This window comes from Pseudomonas putida, from assembly GCF_009883635.2.
Classification (GTDB): Bacteria; Pseudomonadota; Gammaproteobacteria; order Pseudomonadales; family Pseudomonadaceae; genus Aquipseudomonas; species Aquipseudomonas putida_W.
Genome location: NZ_CP026115.2, coordinates 3,387,776 through 3,403,559, shown reverse-complemented (window position 1 = coordinate 3,403,559; position 15,784 = coordinate 3,387,776). Strand labels below are relative to the sequence as shown.

Sequence of the window (15,784 nt, the reverse complement as noted above, 5' to 3'; positions counted from 1 at the left end):
TGCCCACCGCCCTGCGGCGGGGGCTGGCGCCCTGCTCACCCTTAAAGGGTACGAGCAACCTGGACTTTCTCGAAGACTTCGATCTTGTCGCCGACCTTGACGTCGTTGTAGCTCTTGACGCCAATACCGCACTCCATGCCCGAACGCACTTCGGAAGCGTCGTCCTTGAAGCGACGCAGCGATTCCAGCTCGCCTTCGAAGATCACAACGTCGTCGCGCAGTACGCGGATCGGACGGTTGCGGTACACGGTACCCTCGATGACCATACAGCCAGCGATGGCGCCGAACTTCGGCGAACGGAACACGTCACGCACTTCGGCGACACCCAGGATGTTCTCGCGAACATCGCTGCCGAGCATGCCGGTCAGGGCCTTCTTGACGTCTTCGATGATGTCGTAGATCACGTTGTAGTAACGCATATCCAGACCTTCCTGCTCGACGATCTTGCGCGCGCCGGCATCGGCACGCACGTTGAAGCCGAACAGTACTGCATTCGAAGCCAGCGCCAGGTTGGCGTCGCTTTCGGTGATACCACCAACGCCGCCACCGATCACGCGCACCTGAACTTCGTCGTTGCCCAGACCGCCCAGCGAGCCCTGCAGTGCTTCCAGGGAACCACGCACGTCGGTCTTGAGGACGATGTTGAGGGTCTTCTTCTCTTCCTGACCCATGGTCTCGAAGATGTTTTCCAGCTTGCCAGCGTGAGCACGGGCCAGCTTGACCTCGCGGTACTTGCCTTGACGGAACAGGGCAACTTCGCGGGCCTTCTTCTCATCGGCAACCACGGACAGCTCGTCACCGGCTTCCGGGGTACCGTCCAGGCCAAGGATCTCGACCGGGATCGACGGGCCGGCTTCCTTCACAGGCTTGCCGTTCTCGTCGAGCATGGCACGCACGCGGCCATAGTTGGAACCGCACAGGACCATGTCGCCCTGACGCAGGGTACCGTCCTGAACCAGGATGGTCGCCACTGGGCCGCGGCCCTTGTCCAGGCGCGACTCGACCACGACGCCACGACCTGGAGCGGTCGGGGTGGCGGTCAGCTCGAGGATCTCGGCCTGCAGCAGGACGGCTTCGAGCAGTTCGTCGACACCGGTACCCATCTTCGCCGAAACCTTGACGAACGGAGTGTCACCACCCCAGTCCTCGGAGGTCACGCCTTCGACGGCCAGTTCGTTGCGGATGCGATCGAGGTCGGCACCCGGCTTGTCGATCTTGTTCACTGCAACCACCAGCGGAACGCCAGCTGCCTTGGCATGCTGAACGGCTTCGCGGGTCTGCGGCATCACGCCGTCGTCCGCCGCCACCACGAGGATGACGATGTCGGTCGCCTTGGCACCACGAGCACGCATCTGAGTGAACGCAGCGTGGCCCGGGGTATCGAGGAAGGTGACCATACCGCGGTCGGTTTCCACGTGGTAGGCACCGATGTGCTGGGTAATACCACCGGCTTCGCCAGCAGCAACCTTGGCACGACGGATGTAGTCGAGCAGCGAGGTCTTACCGTGGTCAACGTGACCCATGACGGTAACCACCGGCGCACGGGACTCGGTCTGACCTTCGAACTTCAGCGATTCGGCCAGGGAATCTTCCAGGGCGGTATCGCTGACCAGGGTGACCTTGTGGCCCAGCTCTTCGGCGATCAGCTGAGCGGTTTCCTGGTCGAGCACCTGGTTGATGGTCACCGGGGTGCCCATCTTGAACATGAACTTGACCACTTCGGCGCCCTTGACGGACATCTGGTTGGCCAGCTCGGAGACGGTGATGGTCTCGCCGATGGTCACGTCACGAATGACGGGGCCGGTCGGGTTCTGGAAGCCGTGCTGGTTACGCTTCTTCAGCTTGCTCTTGCCACCACGGCCACGACGAGCGCCATCGCTCTCTTCGTCGGTGGTACGCGGTGCGGCACGAGGCGTCGGAGCCTTTTCCTTCTCCTTGACCTTGACCTTGATCGACACGCGCGGCGCTTCGCCACGACGCTCGCCACCACGACGGTCTTCGTCACGGGTGCGGCCTTCGTTGCGACGGGCTTCGTCCTTCTTGCGCTCGGCAGCACGGGCTGCGGCGTCTTCGGATGCAGGCACGTCGGCGACTACCGGGGCCGGGGCGGCGGCAGGCGCCGGCTCGGCCTTGGCAGCTGGCGCCGGGGCTGGCGATGCTGCAACGGCGTCGGCCGCCTGACGGCGAGCCTGCTCTTCGTTGCGCTGGCGAACTTCGGCCTCGACCTTGTCGCGAGCGGCATTTTCGGCCGCGCGGCGCTCATCCAGCTCACGCTTCTGCTCGGCCTGGACTTCTTCCGGGCTGCGCTGAACGAAAACTTTCTTCTTGCGTACTTCTACGCTGATGCTCTTGCTACCGGCGACACGCAGGGTGCTGGTGGTCTTGCGCTGCAAGGTAATCTTGCGCGGCTCTTCCGCCTTGCTCTTGTGGCTGCTCTTCAAATGGGTCAGCAGAGTCTGCTTCTCATTGTCGGTCACTACCTGACCGGCGTCGGTGTGCGGCAGACCTGCCTCACGCATCTGCTGCAGCAGGCGCTCTACCGGTGCCTCGACCTCTTGGGCCAGTTCTTTCACCGTGACTTGCGTCATGCACTTCTCTCCTCAGGCCGCGCCTAATTACTCGAACCAGTGGGCTCGGGCGGCCATGATCAACTTGCCGGCACGCTCTTCGTCGATGCCGTCGATGTCGAGCAGGTCGTCAATCGACTGCTCGGCCAGGTCTTCGCGGTTAACCACGCCGCGCACCGCCAGTTCCGCTGCCAGGTCCTTGTCCATGCCCTCAAGGGAGAGCAGGTCGTCGGACGGATGGGCGTCTGCCAGTTTTTCTTCGGTAGCGATGGCCTTGGTCAACAAACGGTCCTTGGCACGAGCGCGCAGCTCATTGACGATATCTTCGTCAAAGCCATCGATGTTGAGCATTTCTTCCAACGGTACGTAGGCAATCTCTTCGAGGCTGGTGAAGCCTTCGTCGACCAGCACTTGGGCCAGCTCCTCGTCGACTTCCAGCTCTTCGATGAAATTGCGCAGGATGTCGCCGGTTTCAGCCTGTTGCTTGGCCTGGATGTCCTTCTCGGTCATCACGTTCAGGGTCCAGCCGGTCAGCTGACTGGCCAGGCGAACGTTCTGACCACCACGGCCAATGGCTTGCGCCAGGTTGTCTTCGGCAACGGCAATGTCCATTGCATGGGCATCTTCATCAACGATGATCGCCGCGACTTCAGCCGGCGACATGGCGTTGATGACGAATTGCGCCGGGTTCTCGTCCCACAGGACGATATCCACACGCTCACCACCCAGCTCGCCGGATACGGCCTGGACGCGCGAACCGCGCATGCCGATGCAGGCACCTTGCGGGTCGATGCGCTTGTCCTTGGAGCGGACGGCGATCTTGGCACGCGATCCCGGATCACGGGAAGCAGCCATGACTTCGATGAGGCCTTCGGCGATTTCCGGCACTTCGATGCGGAACAGTTCGATCAGCATCTGCGGCGCGGTGCGCGACAGGATCAGCTGAGGACCGCGGTTCTCGGTGCGGATTTCCTTGAGCAGCGCACGCAGGCGCACGCCAACACGGAAAGTCTCACGTGGAATGATGTCTTCGCGGGCCAGCAGGGCCTCGGCGTTGTTACCCAGGTCAACGATGACGTTGTCGCGGGTGACCTTCTTGACGGTGCCGGAGATGATCTCGTTGACTCGCTCGCGGTAGGCGTCGACCACCTGGGCGCGCTCGGCTTCACGGACCTTCTGCACGATGACCTGCTTGGCGGTCTGCGCGGCGATACGGCCGAATTCGATGGACTCGATCTTTTCTTCGATCACGTCACCGACTTTTGCTTCCGGGTGAGTGTCCTTGATCTTGTCCAGCCAAGTTTCGATCGCCGGGTCGTCCAGGTCGTTCTCGTCGACCACGGTCCAGCGACGGAAAGTCTCGTAGCTACCGGTGTGGCGGTTGATTTCCACACGCAGGTCGACTTCGTCCTCAAAACGTTTTTTGGTTGCAGTAGCCAGGGCCACTTCCAGCGCTTCGAAAATGACGCCGGGCGGTACACCTTTTTCGTTGGATACCGATTCAACAACCAGCAGTACTTCTTTGCTCATCGTACGCCTCGCCTTGCGCAAGCCATTGGGCCCGGATAGTCCGCCGGGCCCGGCACGTCTCAGTCAAAACTGGGAATAATATTGGCCTTGTCGATCGAGTCGATCGGCAGCAGGAACTCTTGGTTGTCCACCTGGACCACCACGTCCTGATCCTCCACACCGCGGAGAAGGCCCTGGAAGTTACGACGACCCTCGAAGGGTGAACGCAGCTTGATCTTCACTTGTTCGCCGGCATGCGAGGCAAACTGTTCCAGAGTGAACAGTGGGCGATCCATGCCTGGAGAGGAGACCTCAAGGGTATATTCGCTGCTGATCGGATCTTCCACATCGAGGATCGCGCTGGCCTGACGGCTGACCGCTTCGCAGTCGTCCACCAGGATGCCGTCTTCCTTGTCGATATAGATGCGCAGTACCGAATGCTTACCCTGGGATACGAATTCGATCCCCCAGCACTGATAGCCCAGACCCTCGACCACCGGGGCCAACAAGGCCTGCAACTGTTCTAGCTTGCTCGACACCTGAACCCCCTCGTGCATGCTGTGCAAATAAAAAATGGGCGAAGCGCCCATCCCTGAAAGCGCCGTAGGACAACGACGCCGTAAATTTTGTTCGGCTAGCAAAAAGCCCCTGAAAAGGGGCTCCGCTGAAGCTGGTTGCGGGGGCTGGATTTGAACCAACGACCTTCGGGTTATGAGCCCGACGAGCTACCAAGCTGCTCCACCCCGCGACAAAGCTGGGGCGAAAGTATAAGACTTAACCTGCTTATGGGTCAAATCCAAACCTTCACCTGCAAGAAAGCCCGCTAAAGCGGGCTCTCAAGCTTCAATTGGTACCGAGAAGGGGACTCGAACCCCTACACCCTATGGGCACAACCACCTCAAGGTTGCGTGTCTACCAATTCCACCACCTCGGCAATACTACATTTGAAACCCGTTACTTCTGCTCTTCAGCTGGAGGAGGAACATCACCTTTAGGGGCGGTGTCGCTCTTCTGCTCCTGGAGCACCGGTACATCATCATTAACTGCCGGTTTCTGCGGCTCTTTCACTTCTAGCACCGCTGGATCTGGAAGACCTGCTTGGCTAAGCTGGTGAGCTTGTTGCTTCGCGAAGTATCCTAACCCAAGTGCTGTCAAAAAGAAAGTGGCAGCGAGTATAGCAGTCAATTTACTCAGGAAGGTAGCAGAACCTTGGCTTCCGAACACAGTGTTTGAGGCACCTGCGCCGAAAGATGCACCTGCTTCCGCACCTTTACCCTGTTGCAACAGAACCAGCACTACAAGCGACAGCGCTGCCAACAGATGAAAAACAACGATAACTGTTTCCAGCATTTGTTCAGTTTCCTGCGGCGCGACAAATTGCACCGAATTCGTCTGCGTTCAGGGACGCTCCACCAATGAGCCCCCCATCGATATCCGGCATGCCGAACAGTTCGGCCGCATTGGCCGCCTTCACGCTGCCGCCGTAGAGAAGCTGCACGTTTGCGGCAACTTCGGCGTCTTCGGCCGCCAACTGGGCACGGATGGCTGCATGCACATCCTGAGCTTGCTGAGGCGAAGCCGTCAAACCTGTGCCAATGGCCCAAACCGGCTCATAGGCGATTACTGCATTGGCGAAAGCCTTAACACCGAACGCGTCGATGATACTGCTTAGTTGACCCCCGACAACTTCAAGGGTCTTGCCTGCCTCACGCTCTTCAAGAGTTTCCCCTACGCAGAGCACCGGCATTAAACCACTAAGTTGAGCGGCTGCAAACTTCTCTTTCAGCACTTCTTCACTTTCGCCGATAATCTGGCGACGCTCGGAGTGGCCAATCAAGACCAACTTGCAACCTGCTTCAACCAACTGACTCGGTGCAACTTCACCGGTCAGCGCGCCCTGATCGGGCTTTACCGCAGAATTCTGTGCTCCGACAGTGATTCCCTTGCCCTGCAGCCCATCAACCACTTGATTGATGAACAGCACCGGCGGGAACACCGCGACTTCAACACCATTTGGCACCGGCATATTGCCCAGGCCCAGGATCAGCTCAGCGACGCTGGCGCGGGTACCGTGCATCTTCCAGTTACCAGCTACCATAGGGCGACGCATGCTTTACCTCGTCGGTCAAAGTGGGCGCAGATCTTACCCAACCCGATCTGCGCTGGCAAGCCTCTTTCAGGCACAAACTTCTGCGACCAGCTTGGCCAGGGCTTCGGCATGGCCACGCACCTGGTTTTCGTCGTCGCCTTCGACCATCACCCGCACCAAAGGCTCGGTTCCAGACTTGCGCAGCAGCACACGCCCACGCCCGGCCATGGCCTCGGTGGCCTTGGCACTGGCTTCCTTGACGGCAGGATGTTCCAGCGGATCGACCTTGCTCGCACCAAAACGCACGTTGATCAGGACCTGCGGGCATTTGCGCAGGGCCTGACGCGCATGCGCCAGGGTTTCGTCACGGCGCTTGAGCGCCATCAGCACCTGCAGGGCAGCGATGATCGCATCACCGGTAGTTGTGTGGTTACAGCACACCACGTGCCCGGAATTCTCGCCCCCGAGCAGCCAATCGCGCTCAAGCAGTTCCGCCATCACGTAGCGATCGCCGACCTTGGCCCGCACGAACGGAATATCCAGCTCCTTGAGTGCAAGCTCCAGACCCAGGTTGCTCATCAGCGTGCCGACCACGCCACCTTGCAGCTTGCCACGCTCCTGAAGGTCGCGCGCGATGATGAACAGCAGCTCATCGCCATCGACGATTGCCCCGGTGTGGTCGACCATCAATACCCGGTCACCATCACCGTCGAAGGCGATGCCCAGGTCGGCATGCCCCACCAGTACAGCGGCCTGCAGCGACTCGATGTGAGTGGAGCCGCACCCTTCGTTGATGTTCAGGCCATCAGGCTGTGCATGCAGCACGGTGACATCGGCACCCAGCTCACGGAACACGCTCGGGGCGACCTTGTAGGTGGCACCGTGGGCGCAATCGATCACCAGCTTGAGGCCTTCGAAGCTGGTACTGGTCGGCACGCTACTCTTGCAGAACTCGATATAGCGGCCGGCTGCGTCGTTGATCCGGGAAACCTTGCCCAGCTTGCTCGACTCGACCACGGTCATCGGCTGATCGAGCAACTCTTCGATCATCAGCTCGACTTCATCAGGCAGCTTGGTGCCCTGGCCGGAGAAGAACTTGATGCCGTTGTCGTCATGCGGGTTGTGCGAGGCACTGATGACGATGCCCGCTTCAGCATGGAATGTCCGGGTCAGGTAGGCGATGGCCGGTGTCGGCATCGGCCCGAGCAGCATCACGTCAGCACCCGCTGCAGACAAACCGGCTTCGAGCGCGGACTCGAACATGTAACCGGAAATACGCGTGTCCTTGCCTACCAGCACACGGCAATTGCCTTGCTTGCGGAAGGCCATGCCTGCAGCCCAGCCCAGCTTCAGCATGAAGTCCGGCGTGATCGGGTATTCGCCGACGCGGCCACGGATGCCGTCGGTACCAAAGTATTTTCTGCTCATAGAGACTCCAATGTTCTTATTCGGCGCTCTGCACCGCGGCAATCATGCGCACCACATCGACCGTCTCGGCCACATCATGGACGCGCAGGATGCTGGCCCCTTTGGTCATGGCCAGAGCCGCCAGCGCGAGGCTGCCGTACAGTCGCTCACCGACCGGCCGATCCAGCGTCAGGCCGATCATGCTCTTGCGCGAAACGCCCACCAGCAGCGGGCGCCCAAGGCGATAGAGCGCTTCCATATGCTTGAACAGGCTGAGGTTGTGCGCCAGTGTCTTGGCGAAGCCGAAGCCCGGATCAAGAATGATTCGTTCGGCGGGGATGCCTGCCGCTGCGCAGGCGGCCATCCGCTTTTCAAGATAGCGCGTTACGTCAGCGGTCACATCTTCGTAATGCGGATCGTCCTGCATGTTCTCGGGCTCGCCGCGCATATGCATCAGGCAGACCGGCAAGCCGGTGTCCGCCGCCGCATCCACTGCGCCATCGCGCTCCAGGGCACGCACGTCGTTGATCAGGCCGGCGCCCAGCCGGGCCGACTCGCGAATGACCGCAGGCGTTGAGGTATCGACCGAAATGACCACGTCGAAGCGACTGTTGATGGCCTCGACCATCGGCGCCACGCGCTCGATCTCTTCGGTGACCGGAACCGCACGCGCGCCGGGGCGGGTCGACTCGCCACCGATGTCAATCAGCGTGGCGCCTGCCGCGATCATTGCCTCAGCATGGCGCAGCGCCTCGTCGCGCTGACTGAAGCGCCCACCATCGGAGAAGGAGTCGGGAGTGATATTGAGAATACCCATGACATGGGTACGGGAAAGATCAAGAACCCGGCTGCCGCAAGGCAACCGGGTCGGGTACTGCACTGAGCTCATAGATGCCCTTAGTGTTGAGCTGCCGGGCCGCCAATCGGCGATTCCGGGCGATCATTCTGGGCAGCCGGAGTGCCCGAATCCTTGTCGTCATCCCAATCACGGGGCTCACGCGGAGTACGGCCAGCCATGATGTCGTCAATCTGATCGGCATCGATGGTCTCGTACTTCATCAGGGCTTCGGTCATTGCCTCGAGCTTGTCGCGGTTGTCGATCAGCAGCTGCTTGGCAGTGGCATAGCACTGGTCGATGATGCTGCGCACTTCCGAGTCGATCAGCTTGGCTGTCTCGCCGGAAACACTGGCGTGCTGGCTGCCAGCGCTACGGCCGAGGAACACCTCGCCCTCCTCTTCGGCATACATCAGTGGACCGAGCTTCTCCGACAGGCCCCACTTGGTCACCATGTTGCGAGCGATCTGGCTGGCACGCATGATGTCGTTGGAAGCACCGGTGGTGACGCCATCGAAACCCAAGGTCATTTCCTCGGCGATACGGCCGCCATAGAGCGAACAGATCTGGCTGATCAGCGCACGCTTGGACAGGCTGTAGCGGTCTTCTTCCGGCAGGAACATGGTGACACCCAAGGCGCGACCACGCGGAATGATCGAAACCTTGTAGACCGGATCGTGCTCTGGCACCAGACGACCGACAATAGCGTGACCAGCCTCGTGATAGGCGGTGTTCTTCTTTTCCTTCTCGGACATGACCATGGTCTTGCGCTCGGCGCCCATCATGATCTTGTCCTTGGCCAGTTCGAACTCTTTCATTTCGACCAGGCGCTTGTTGGAGCGGGCGGCGAACAGCGAAGCCTCGTTGACCAGGTTGGCCAGGTCGGCACCGGAGAAGCCTGGGGTACCACGGGCAATGACCGCCGGGTTGACGTTTTCGCCGACCGGCACCTTGCGCATGTGCACCTTGAGGATCTGCTCACGGCCACGGATATCCGGCAGGCCGACCACGACCTGACGGTCGAAACGACCTGGGCGCAACAGCGCAGGGTCGAGCACGTCCGGACGGTTGGTGGCGGCAATGACGATGATGCCATCGTTCATTTCGAAGCCGTCCATTTCCACCAGCAACTGGTTGAGAGTCTGCTCGCGCTCGTCGTGACCACCGCCCATGCCGGCGCCACGGTGGCGACCAACGGCGTCGATCTCGTCGATGAAGATGATGCACGGTGCGTGTTTTTTGGCCTGTTCGAACATGTCACGAACACGGCTGGCGCCAACACCGACAAACATCTCGACAAAGTCGGAACCGGAAATGGTGAAGAACGGCACTTTGGCTTCACCGGCAATGGCCTTGGCCAGCAAGGTCTTACCGGTACCGGGTGGGCCGACCATCAGCACACCGCGCGGGATGCGGCCGCCCAGGCGTTGGAACTTGCCCGGATCGCGCAGGAACTCGACCAGCTCGCCAACCTCTTCCTTGGCCTCGTCGCAACCGGCGACGTCAGCCAGGGTGGTCTTGACCTGGTCTTCGGACAGCAGGCGCGCCTTGCTCTTGCCGAAGCTCATCGGCCCGCCCTTGCCACCCGCGCCACCTTGCATCTGGCGCATGAAGAACATGAACACGGCGATGATCACCAGGATCGGGAAGCTCGCCACCAGCAGCTGAGTCCAGATGCTCTGCTGCTCAGGCTGCTTGCCTTCGACGACCACGTGGTTGTCGACCAGGTCGCCGATCAGGCCATTGTCGGTGATGGCCGGGCGCACGGTCTTGAAGTTGTCACCGTCGGCGCGCTTGCCGGTAATGATGTAGCCGTCGACAGTCACACGCTCGACCTTGCCATCCTTGACCTGCTGGATGAAGTCGGAATAGTTGAGGGTCTGCGGCTCGTTAGGGCTGGAGAAGTTGTTCATCACTGTCACCAGGACAGCTGCGATGATCAACCACAGGATCAGATTCTTTGCCATGTCGTTCAATTCGCTACCCTCTGAGGCCGGCGCACGACGCAGCCGTGCCTCGCATGATATTCATCGCCCTAACTTACTACATTACCTACGCATCCGCAGGCACCGTCTGTAACCCTTTGTGAAACTTAGACTACACGAAGTTCGGACGATCCAGACGGGGCAGCCGATTGGAAATAACTATCAGCGACCCCGCAACACGCCTCATGCCCCTTTGAAACCCCTGCCCAGCAGATACTGCTCACGGGAACGGTCCCGCGAAGACGACGGCTTGCGCATCTGCACCTTGTCGAACTTGCTGCGCACGTCCTTGAGGTACATGTCGAAACCTTCGCCCTGGAAAATCTTGATCAGGAAGTCCCCGCCAGGCTTGAGCACGCGGGTCGCCAGATCCAGGGCCAGCTCGCAGAGGAACATGGCTCGCGGCATATCCACCGCAGGCGTACCACTCATATTGGGGGCCATGTCGGAAATCACAAGGTCTACGTGCGAATCACCGACCGCCTGAAGAATCTGCTGCAGCACTTCATCCTGGGTGAAGTCGCCCTGAATGAAGGTCACGTCAGGGATCGAGTCCATTTCCAGGATATCGGAAGCGATCAGGCGACCCTGCCCACCAATCAGACGACTGGTCACCTGCGACCAGCCTCCGGGGGCGGCGCCGAGGTCGATCACGCTCATGCCGGGGCGGATCAGGCGGTCTTTTTCCTGGATCTCCAGCAGTTTGTAGCTCGCACGTGAGCGGTAGCCATCCTTCTGTGCCTGTTTCACAAAAGGATCGTTGAAATGCTCTCGCAGCCAGTTTGCGCTGCTTTTGGAACGTTGTACCACGGGGCACCTCGATGATATGCGTCGTGATTGACTGGGCGGAGCCGGTGGCCCTCGGGTAAAATGCCGGTCAATTTTACAGAATCAGACGGAAAGGGTCAGATTATGCCGCTCAATAACGAGCAGAAGAAGCAATACAAGTCCATTGGTCATGACCTGAAGCCGGTCCTGATCGTTGCTGGCAACGGTTTGAACGAAGGCGTGATCGCCGAACTGGAGCGTGCGCTGGCCGATCACGAACTGATCAAGGTCGAAATTCGCTCGGAAGATCGCGAAGAACGCGCCGCCGCCATCGCCGAACTGTGCAAGGTCGGCCGTGCCGAGCTGGTACAGACCATCGGCAAGAAGGCACTGATCTATCGCAAGAATCCGCAGCCGAACAAGCAGCTGTCCAACATCCACCGTTACAAGTGACGGTGGCTCCGCTCAGTGGCGCGCCTGGCGCGCCCTGACCGGGACCGGTTGGGCCACCAGCACGATGCCGGAGAAGCCCAGCACCAGGAAACAGAACATCTGCCAGCGCTCGCCGACCGAGATGCCGTAGCGCAAGGTGTAATACCCCACGCAGGCCGCAAAGCCCAACAACAGCATCTGGCCGCGAAACTGCCGCCACCAGGCCGCCAGGCCGTCTACCCTCGCCAGCACCGCCAACTGGGTCAACAAGCCAAGCAACGCCACGCCGATCAACCAGCGGTCGATCTGCCCGGCGACGTCCTGCACCAGCAAGGGTGCCAGGCCACTGACTTTCAGCGCCGGCACCAGCCCCACATGGAACACCCACAGGCCACCGACCCAGAAAACCTGAGCCAGCTGCCAGAGGATCCCCTCGAGGGATGGCGCCCGCAGGCGCCGGTCAGATGTGTTTGACTTCGACAATCTCGTACTCGACCGTACCGCTTGGCGTCTTGACCACCACGGTGTCACCTTCTTCCTTGCCAATGATGGCACGGGCGATCGGTGCGCTGCTCGAAAGCTTGCCTTGTTTCACGTCGGCTTCATCTTCACCGACGATCTGGTAGGTCACCTCGTCATCGGTCTCGGTGTTCGCCAGCACCACGGTGGTGCCAAAAATCACCTTGCCAGTATGGGCGATGGTGGTGACGTCGATCACCACCGAGTTCTGCAGACGGCCTTCGATATCGCGGATGCGCGCTTCGACCATGCCCTGCTCCTCACGGGCGGCATGGTATTCGGCGTTTTCCTTGAGGTCGCCCAGCTCACGCGCTTCGCCAATGGCTTGGCTCAGACGCGGGCGCTCGGTCTTGCTCAGGAAGGTCAGTTCCTCTTCCAGGGCGCGAGCGCCCTGGACGGTCATCGGGTACTTGGTCATGCTCATGCTTTGAGTCCTGCATGCAGATCCTGCAGGCGACGAACAGTCTTCTCGGGACCGAATTTCAGCGCCTCGCAGATGGCTTCACCAGCCGCAATGGTAGTGGTGCAGTAGATCTTGTGCTGCAGCGCATTGCGACGAATCGAGTAGGAATCGGCGATCGACTGGCGGCCTTCGGTGGTGTTGATGATCAGCGACACTTCGTCGTTCTTGATCATGTCGACCACGTGCGGACGACCTTCGGTCACCTTGTTCACACGGCGCACTTTCAGGCCAGCCGCTTCGATGACCTTGGCAGTACCTGCCGTTGCAACCACTTCGAAGCCCAGGGCGATCAGGTCGCGGGCAACGCCAGCCACTTGCGGCTTGTCGTCGTCACGCACGCTGATGAACGCGGTACCGCCGGTCGGCAGCACTTCGCTGGCACCCATCTGGGCCTTGGCAAAGGCTTCGCCGAAGCTGTCACCGACACCCATGACTTCACCGGTCGATTTCATCTCAGGGCCGAGGATCGGGTCAACCCCTGGGAACTTGGCGAACGGGAAGACGGCTTCCTTGACGCTGTAGAAGTTCGGGATGATTTCCTGGGTGAAGCCCAGCTCTTTCAGGGTTTTGCCGGCCATGACGCGGGCAGCGATCATGGCCAGGGAGGTGCCGATGCACTTGGACACGAACGGTACGGTACGCGAAGCACGCGGGTTGACTTCGATCACGTAGATCTTGTCGCCCTGCAGGGCCAGCTGTACGTTCATCAGGCCGACAACGCCCAGCTCCAGGGCCATTTTCTTGACCTGTACGCGGACTTCGTCCTGCACTTCCTTGCTCAGCGAGTACGGTGGCAGCGAGCACGCCGAGTCACCGGAGTGAACGCCGGCCTGCTCGATGTGCTGCATGATCGCGCCGATCACCACGTCGGTGCCGTCGCAAACCGCATCCACGTCCATCTCGATGGCGCAGTTGAGGAAGTGGTCGAGCAGTACCGGGCTGTCGTTGGAAACCTGTACGGCTTCACGCAGATAGCGCTTGAGCTCGTCCAGCTCGTAAACGATCTCCATGGCGCGGCCACCCAGTACGTAGGATGGGCGCACGACCAGCGGGTAACCGATGCCGCCAGCAGCGCGGATGGCTTCTTCTTCGCTGCGCACGGTGGCGTTTGGCGGCTGCAGCAGGTTCAGACGCTGAACCATCTGCTGGAAGCGCTCACGGTCTTCGGCACGGTCAATGGCGTCCGGGCTGGTACCGATGATCGGAACGCCGGCCTCTTCCAGGGCGCGGGCCAGTTTCAGCGGGGTCTGGCCGCCGTAGTGAACGATGACGCCCTTTGGCTTCTCGACGCGGCAGACTTCCAGCACGTCTTCCAGGGTCAGCGGCTCGAAGTACAGGCGGTCGGAGGTGTCGTAGTCGGTGGAGACGGTTTCCGGGTTGCAGTTGACCATGATGGTCTCGTAACCGTCTTCACGCAGCGCCAGTGCGGCGTGTACGCAGCAGTAGTCGAACTCGATACCTTGACCGATACGGTTCGGGCCGCCACCCAGGATCATGATCTTGTCGCGAGTCGACGGATTGGCCTCGCACTCTTCCTCATAGGTCGAGTACAGGTAGGCGGTGTCGGTGGCGAACTCGGCGGCGCAGGTGTCGACGCGCTTGTAAACCGGGAACACTTCCAGCTTGTGGCGGTGACGGCGCAGGTTCTTGTCGGTGATGCCGAGCAGCTTGGCCAGGCGCTGGTCCGAGAAGCCCTTGCGCTTGAGGCGCAGCATGTAGTCCTTGTCGATCGACGACAGGGCCAGGGTCTTGACCTTCTCTTCTTCCTTGATCAGATCTTCCATCTGCACCAGGAACCACATGTCGATGCCAGTCAGCGCGAAGATTTCTTCACAGGTCATGCCCGAACGCATGGCGTCGGCAACGTACCAGATACGCTCGGCACCCGGCACGGTCAGTTCGCGCTTGAGGATGCTGGCAGCTTCTGGGCTGGCCAGGTCGACTTTCGGGTCGAGGCCGCATGCACCGACTTCCAGGCCGCGCAGGGCTTTCTGCAGGGATTCCTGGAACGTACGGCCGATGGCCATGACTTCACCCACGGATTTCATCTGGGTGGTCAGGCGGGCGTCGGCTTTCGGGAATTTTTCGAAGGCGAAGCGTGGCAGCTTGGTCACGACGTAGTCGATCGACGGTTCGAACGACGCCGGGGTGCGACCACCGGTGATGTCGTTCTGCAGCTCGTCGAGGGTGTAACCGATGGCCAGCTTGGCGGCAATCTTGGCGATCGGGAAGCCGGTGGCCTTGGAAGCCAGGGCAGACGAACGCGAAACACGCGGGTTCATCTCGATCACGACCATGCGGCCAGTGTTCGGGCAGATACCGAACTGCACGTTGGAACCGCCGGTTTCGACACCGATTTCACGCAGCACCGCCAGCGAGGCGTTGCGCATGATCTGGTATTCCTTGTCGGTCAGGGTCTGTGCCGGAGCCACGGTGATCGAGTCACCGGTGTGCACGCCCATCGGGTCGAAGTTCTCGATGGAGCAGACGATGATGCAGTTGTCCTTCTTGTCACGGACCACCTCCATCTCGTATTCCTTCCAGCCGATCAGCGATTCGTCGATCAGCAGTTCCTTGGTCGGCGACAGGTCCAGGCCACGGGTGCAGATTTCTTCGAATTCTTCACGGTTGTAGGCGATACCGCCGCCAGTGCCGCCCATGGTGAACGACGGGCGGATGATGCACGGGAAGCCAAGCTTCTCGAGGACCGCATTGGCCTCTTCCATGCTGTGGGCGATACCGGAGCGCGGGCACTCCAGGCCGATGTCCTTCATGGCCTTGTCGAAGCGCGAACGGTCCTCGGCCTTGTCGATGGTGTCGGCGTTGGCACCGATCATCTCTACGCCGAACTTTTCCAGAACGCCGTGGCGCTCCAGGTCCAGGGCGCAGTTCAGTGCAGTCTGGCCACCCATGGTCGGCAGCACGGCGTCCGGGCGCTCTTTTTCGATGATCTTGGCCACCGACTGCCACTTGATCGGCTCGATGTAGGTGGCATCGGCCATGGCCGGGTCGGTCATGATGGTGGCCGGGTTGGAGTTCACCAGGATGACGCGGAAACCTTCCTCGCGCAGGGCTTTACAGGCCTGGGCGCCGGAATAGTCGAATTCGCAGGCCTGGCCGATCACGATCGGGCCAGCGCCGAGAATCAGGATGCTTTTGATGTCTGTACGTTTTGGCATGGTTGTCACTCAAATCCGCGGGTCAGTCGGC

The 15,784-nt window shown here is 60.6% G+C and carries 13 protein-coding genes and 2 tRNA genes; 1 reads left to right on the top strand and 14 read right to left on the bottom strand.

Annotated features, from left to right (window positions below):
* Positions 1-41: 41 nt before the first annotated feature.
* The 11 genes from infB to rlmE all read right to left on the bottom strand — a co-directional run bounded on the left by infB (position 42) and on the right by rlmE (position 11,202).
* On the bottom strand, positions 42-2,588 hold the full coding sequence (infB, locus tag C2H86_RS15490) for a translation initiation factor IF-2 (RefSeq protein WP_159408805.1): 2,547 nt from the start codon (positions 2,586-2,588) through the stop codon (positions 42-44).
* Positions 2,589-2,615: 27 nt separating this feature from the next.
* The gene (gene nusA, locus C2H86_RS15485; protein WP_110639657.1) at positions 2,616-4,097 is read right to left on the bottom strand and encodes a transcription termination factor NusA; all 1,482 of its coding nucleotides are present in this window, start codon (positions 4,095-4,097) and stop codon (positions 2,616-2,618) included.
* Positions 4,098-4,156: 59 nt separating this feature from the next.
* Positions 4,157-4,615, bottom strand: a complete 459-nt coding sequence (rimP, locus tag C2H86_RS15480; RefSeq protein ID WP_054885662.1) for a ribosome maturation factor RimP — start codon at positions 4,613-4,615, stop codon at positions 4,157-4,159.
* Between the two features lie 132 nt (positions 4,616-4,747).
* Positions 4,748-4,824 (bottom strand) — tRNA-Met (locus C2H86_RS15475).
* Between the two features lie 100 nt (positions 4,825-4,924).
* A tRNA-Leu gene (locus C2H86_RS15470) sits at positions 4,925-5,010 on the bottom strand.
* Between the two features lie 20 nt (positions 5,011-5,030).
* Positions 5,031-5,426, bottom strand: coding sequence for a preprotein translocase subunit SecG (gene secG, locus C2H86_RS15465; RefSeq protein WP_110639658.1), 396 nt, complete (start codon positions 5,424-5,426; stop codon positions 5,031-5,033).
* 4 nt (positions 5,427-5,430) lie between these two features.
* Complete coding sequence (gene tpiA / locus C2H86_RS15460; protein ID WP_159408804.1) at positions 5,431-6,186, bottom strand: triose-phosphate isomerase; 756 nt, start codon at positions 6,184-6,186, stop codon at positions 5,431-5,433.
* Positions 6,187-6,252: 66 nt separating this feature from the next.
* Positions 6,253-7,593 carry a phosphoglucosamine mutase gene (glmM, locus tag C2H86_RS15455; protein WP_103448907.1) on the bottom strand — a complete coding sequence of 447 codons (1,341 nt, stop codon included), beginning with the start codon at positions 7,591-7,593 and terminating at the stop codon, positions 6,253-6,255.
* 16 nt (positions 7,594-7,609) lie between these two features.
* Positions 7,610-8,461 (bottom strand): dihydropteroate synthase, encoded by an 852-nt coding sequence (gene folP, locus C2H86_RS15450; RefSeq protein WP_159408803.1) that lies wholly within the window; start codon positions 8,459-8,461, stop codon positions 7,610-7,612.
* A gap of 8 nt (positions 8,462-8,469) precedes the next feature.
* Positions 8,470-10,374 carry an ATP-dependent zinc metalloprotease FtsH gene (gene ftsH, locus C2H86_RS15445; protein WP_159408802.1) on the bottom strand — a complete coding sequence of 635 codons (1,905 nt, stop codon included), beginning with the start codon at positions 10,372-10,374 and terminating at the stop codon, positions 8,470-8,472.
* Positions 10,375-10,575: 201 nt separating this feature from the next.
* Positions 10,576-11,202 (bottom strand): 23S rRNA (uridine(2552)-2'-O)-methyltransferase RlmE, encoded by a 627-nt coding sequence (gene rlmE, locus C2H86_RS15440; RefSeq protein ID WP_054885642.1) that lies wholly within the window; start codon positions 11,200-11,202, stop codon positions 10,576-10,578.
* A 102-nt stretch (positions 11,203-11,304) separates the two neighbouring features.
* Here rlmE and C2H86_RS15435 point away from each other — a divergent pair, with 102 nt between their 5' ends.
* Positions 11,305-11,613 carry a YhbY family RNA-binding protein gene (locus C2H86_RS15435; protein WP_085677204.1) on the top strand — a complete coding sequence of 103 codons (309 nt, stop codon included), beginning with the start codon at positions 11,305-11,307 and terminating at the stop codon, positions 11,611-11,613.
* Positions 11,614-11,625: 12 nt separating this feature from the next.
* On the opposite strand, the gene C2H86_RS15430 is transcribed toward C2H86_RS15435, so the two are convergent.
* The 3 genes from C2H86_RS15430 to carB are packed head-to-tail and all read right to left on the bottom strand — an operon-like array spanning position 11,626 to position 15,753.
* The gene (locus tag C2H86_RS15430; protein WP_079226471.1) at positions 11,626-12,075 is read right to left on the bottom strand and encodes an MFS transporter; all 450 of its coding nucleotides are present in this window, start codon (positions 12,073-12,075) and stop codon (positions 11,626-11,628) included.
* The gene (gene greA / locus C2H86_RS15425; protein WP_177326679.1) at positions 12,053-12,535 is read right to left on the bottom strand and encodes a transcription elongation factor GreA; all 483 of its coding nucleotides are present in this window, start codon (positions 12,533-12,535) and stop codon (positions 12,053-12,055) included. The genes C2H86_RS15430 and greA overlap by 23 nt, the downstream gene beginning before the upstream one ends.
* Positions 12,532-15,753, bottom strand: a complete 3,222-nt coding sequence (gene carB, locus C2H86_RS15420) for a carbamoyl-phosphate synthase large subunit (protein ID WP_103448902.1) — start codon at positions 15,751-15,753, stop codon at positions 12,532-12,534. Before carB ends, greA begins: the two co-directional genes overlap by 4 nt.
* Positions 15,754-15,784 lie beyond the last annotated feature (31 nt).

What these genes read in the sequence shown, in the direction of transcription:
- infB (WP_159408805.1), bottom strand. Translation starts at nt 2,588, where the DNA reads ATGACGCAAGTCACGGTGAAAGAACTGGCCCAAGAGGTCGAGGCACCG.
- folP (WP_159408803.1), bottom strand. Translation starts at nt 8,461, where the DNA reads ATGAGCTCAGTGCAGTACCCGACCCGGTTGCCTTGCGGCAGCCGGGTT.
- secG (WP_110639658.1), bottom strand. Translation starts at nt 5,426, where the DNA reads ATGCTGGAAACAGTTATCGTTGTTTTTCATCTGTTGGCAGCGCTGTCG.
- carB (WP_103448902.1), bottom strand. Translation starts at nt 15,753, where the DNA reads ATGCCAAAACGTACAGACATCAAAAGCATCCTGATTCTCGGCGCTGGC.
- C2H86_RS15435 (WP_085677204.1), top strand. Translation starts at nt 11,305, where the DNA reads ATGCCGCTCAATAACGAGCAGAAGAAGCAATACAAGTCCATTGGTCAT.
- greA (WP_177326679.1), bottom strand. Translation starts at nt 12,535, where the DNA reads ATGAGCATGACCAAGTACCCGATGACCGTCCAGGGCGCTCGCGCCCTG.
- ftsH (WP_159408802.1), bottom strand. Translation starts at nt 10,374, where the DNA reads ATGGCAAAGAATCTGATCCTGTGGTTGATCATCGCAGCTGTCCTGGTG.
- glmM (WP_103448907.1), bottom strand. Translation starts at nt 7,593, where the DNA reads ATGAGCAGAAAATACTTTGGTACCGACGGCATCCGTGGCCGCGTCGGC.
- nusA (WP_110639657.1), bottom strand. Translation starts at nt 4,097, where the DNA reads ATGAGCAAAGAAGTACTGCTGGTTGTTGAATCGGTATCCAACGAAAAA.
- tpiA (WP_159408804.1), bottom strand. Translation starts at nt 6,186, where the DNA reads ATGCGTCGCCCTATGGTAGCTGGTAACTGGAAGATGCACGGTACCCGC.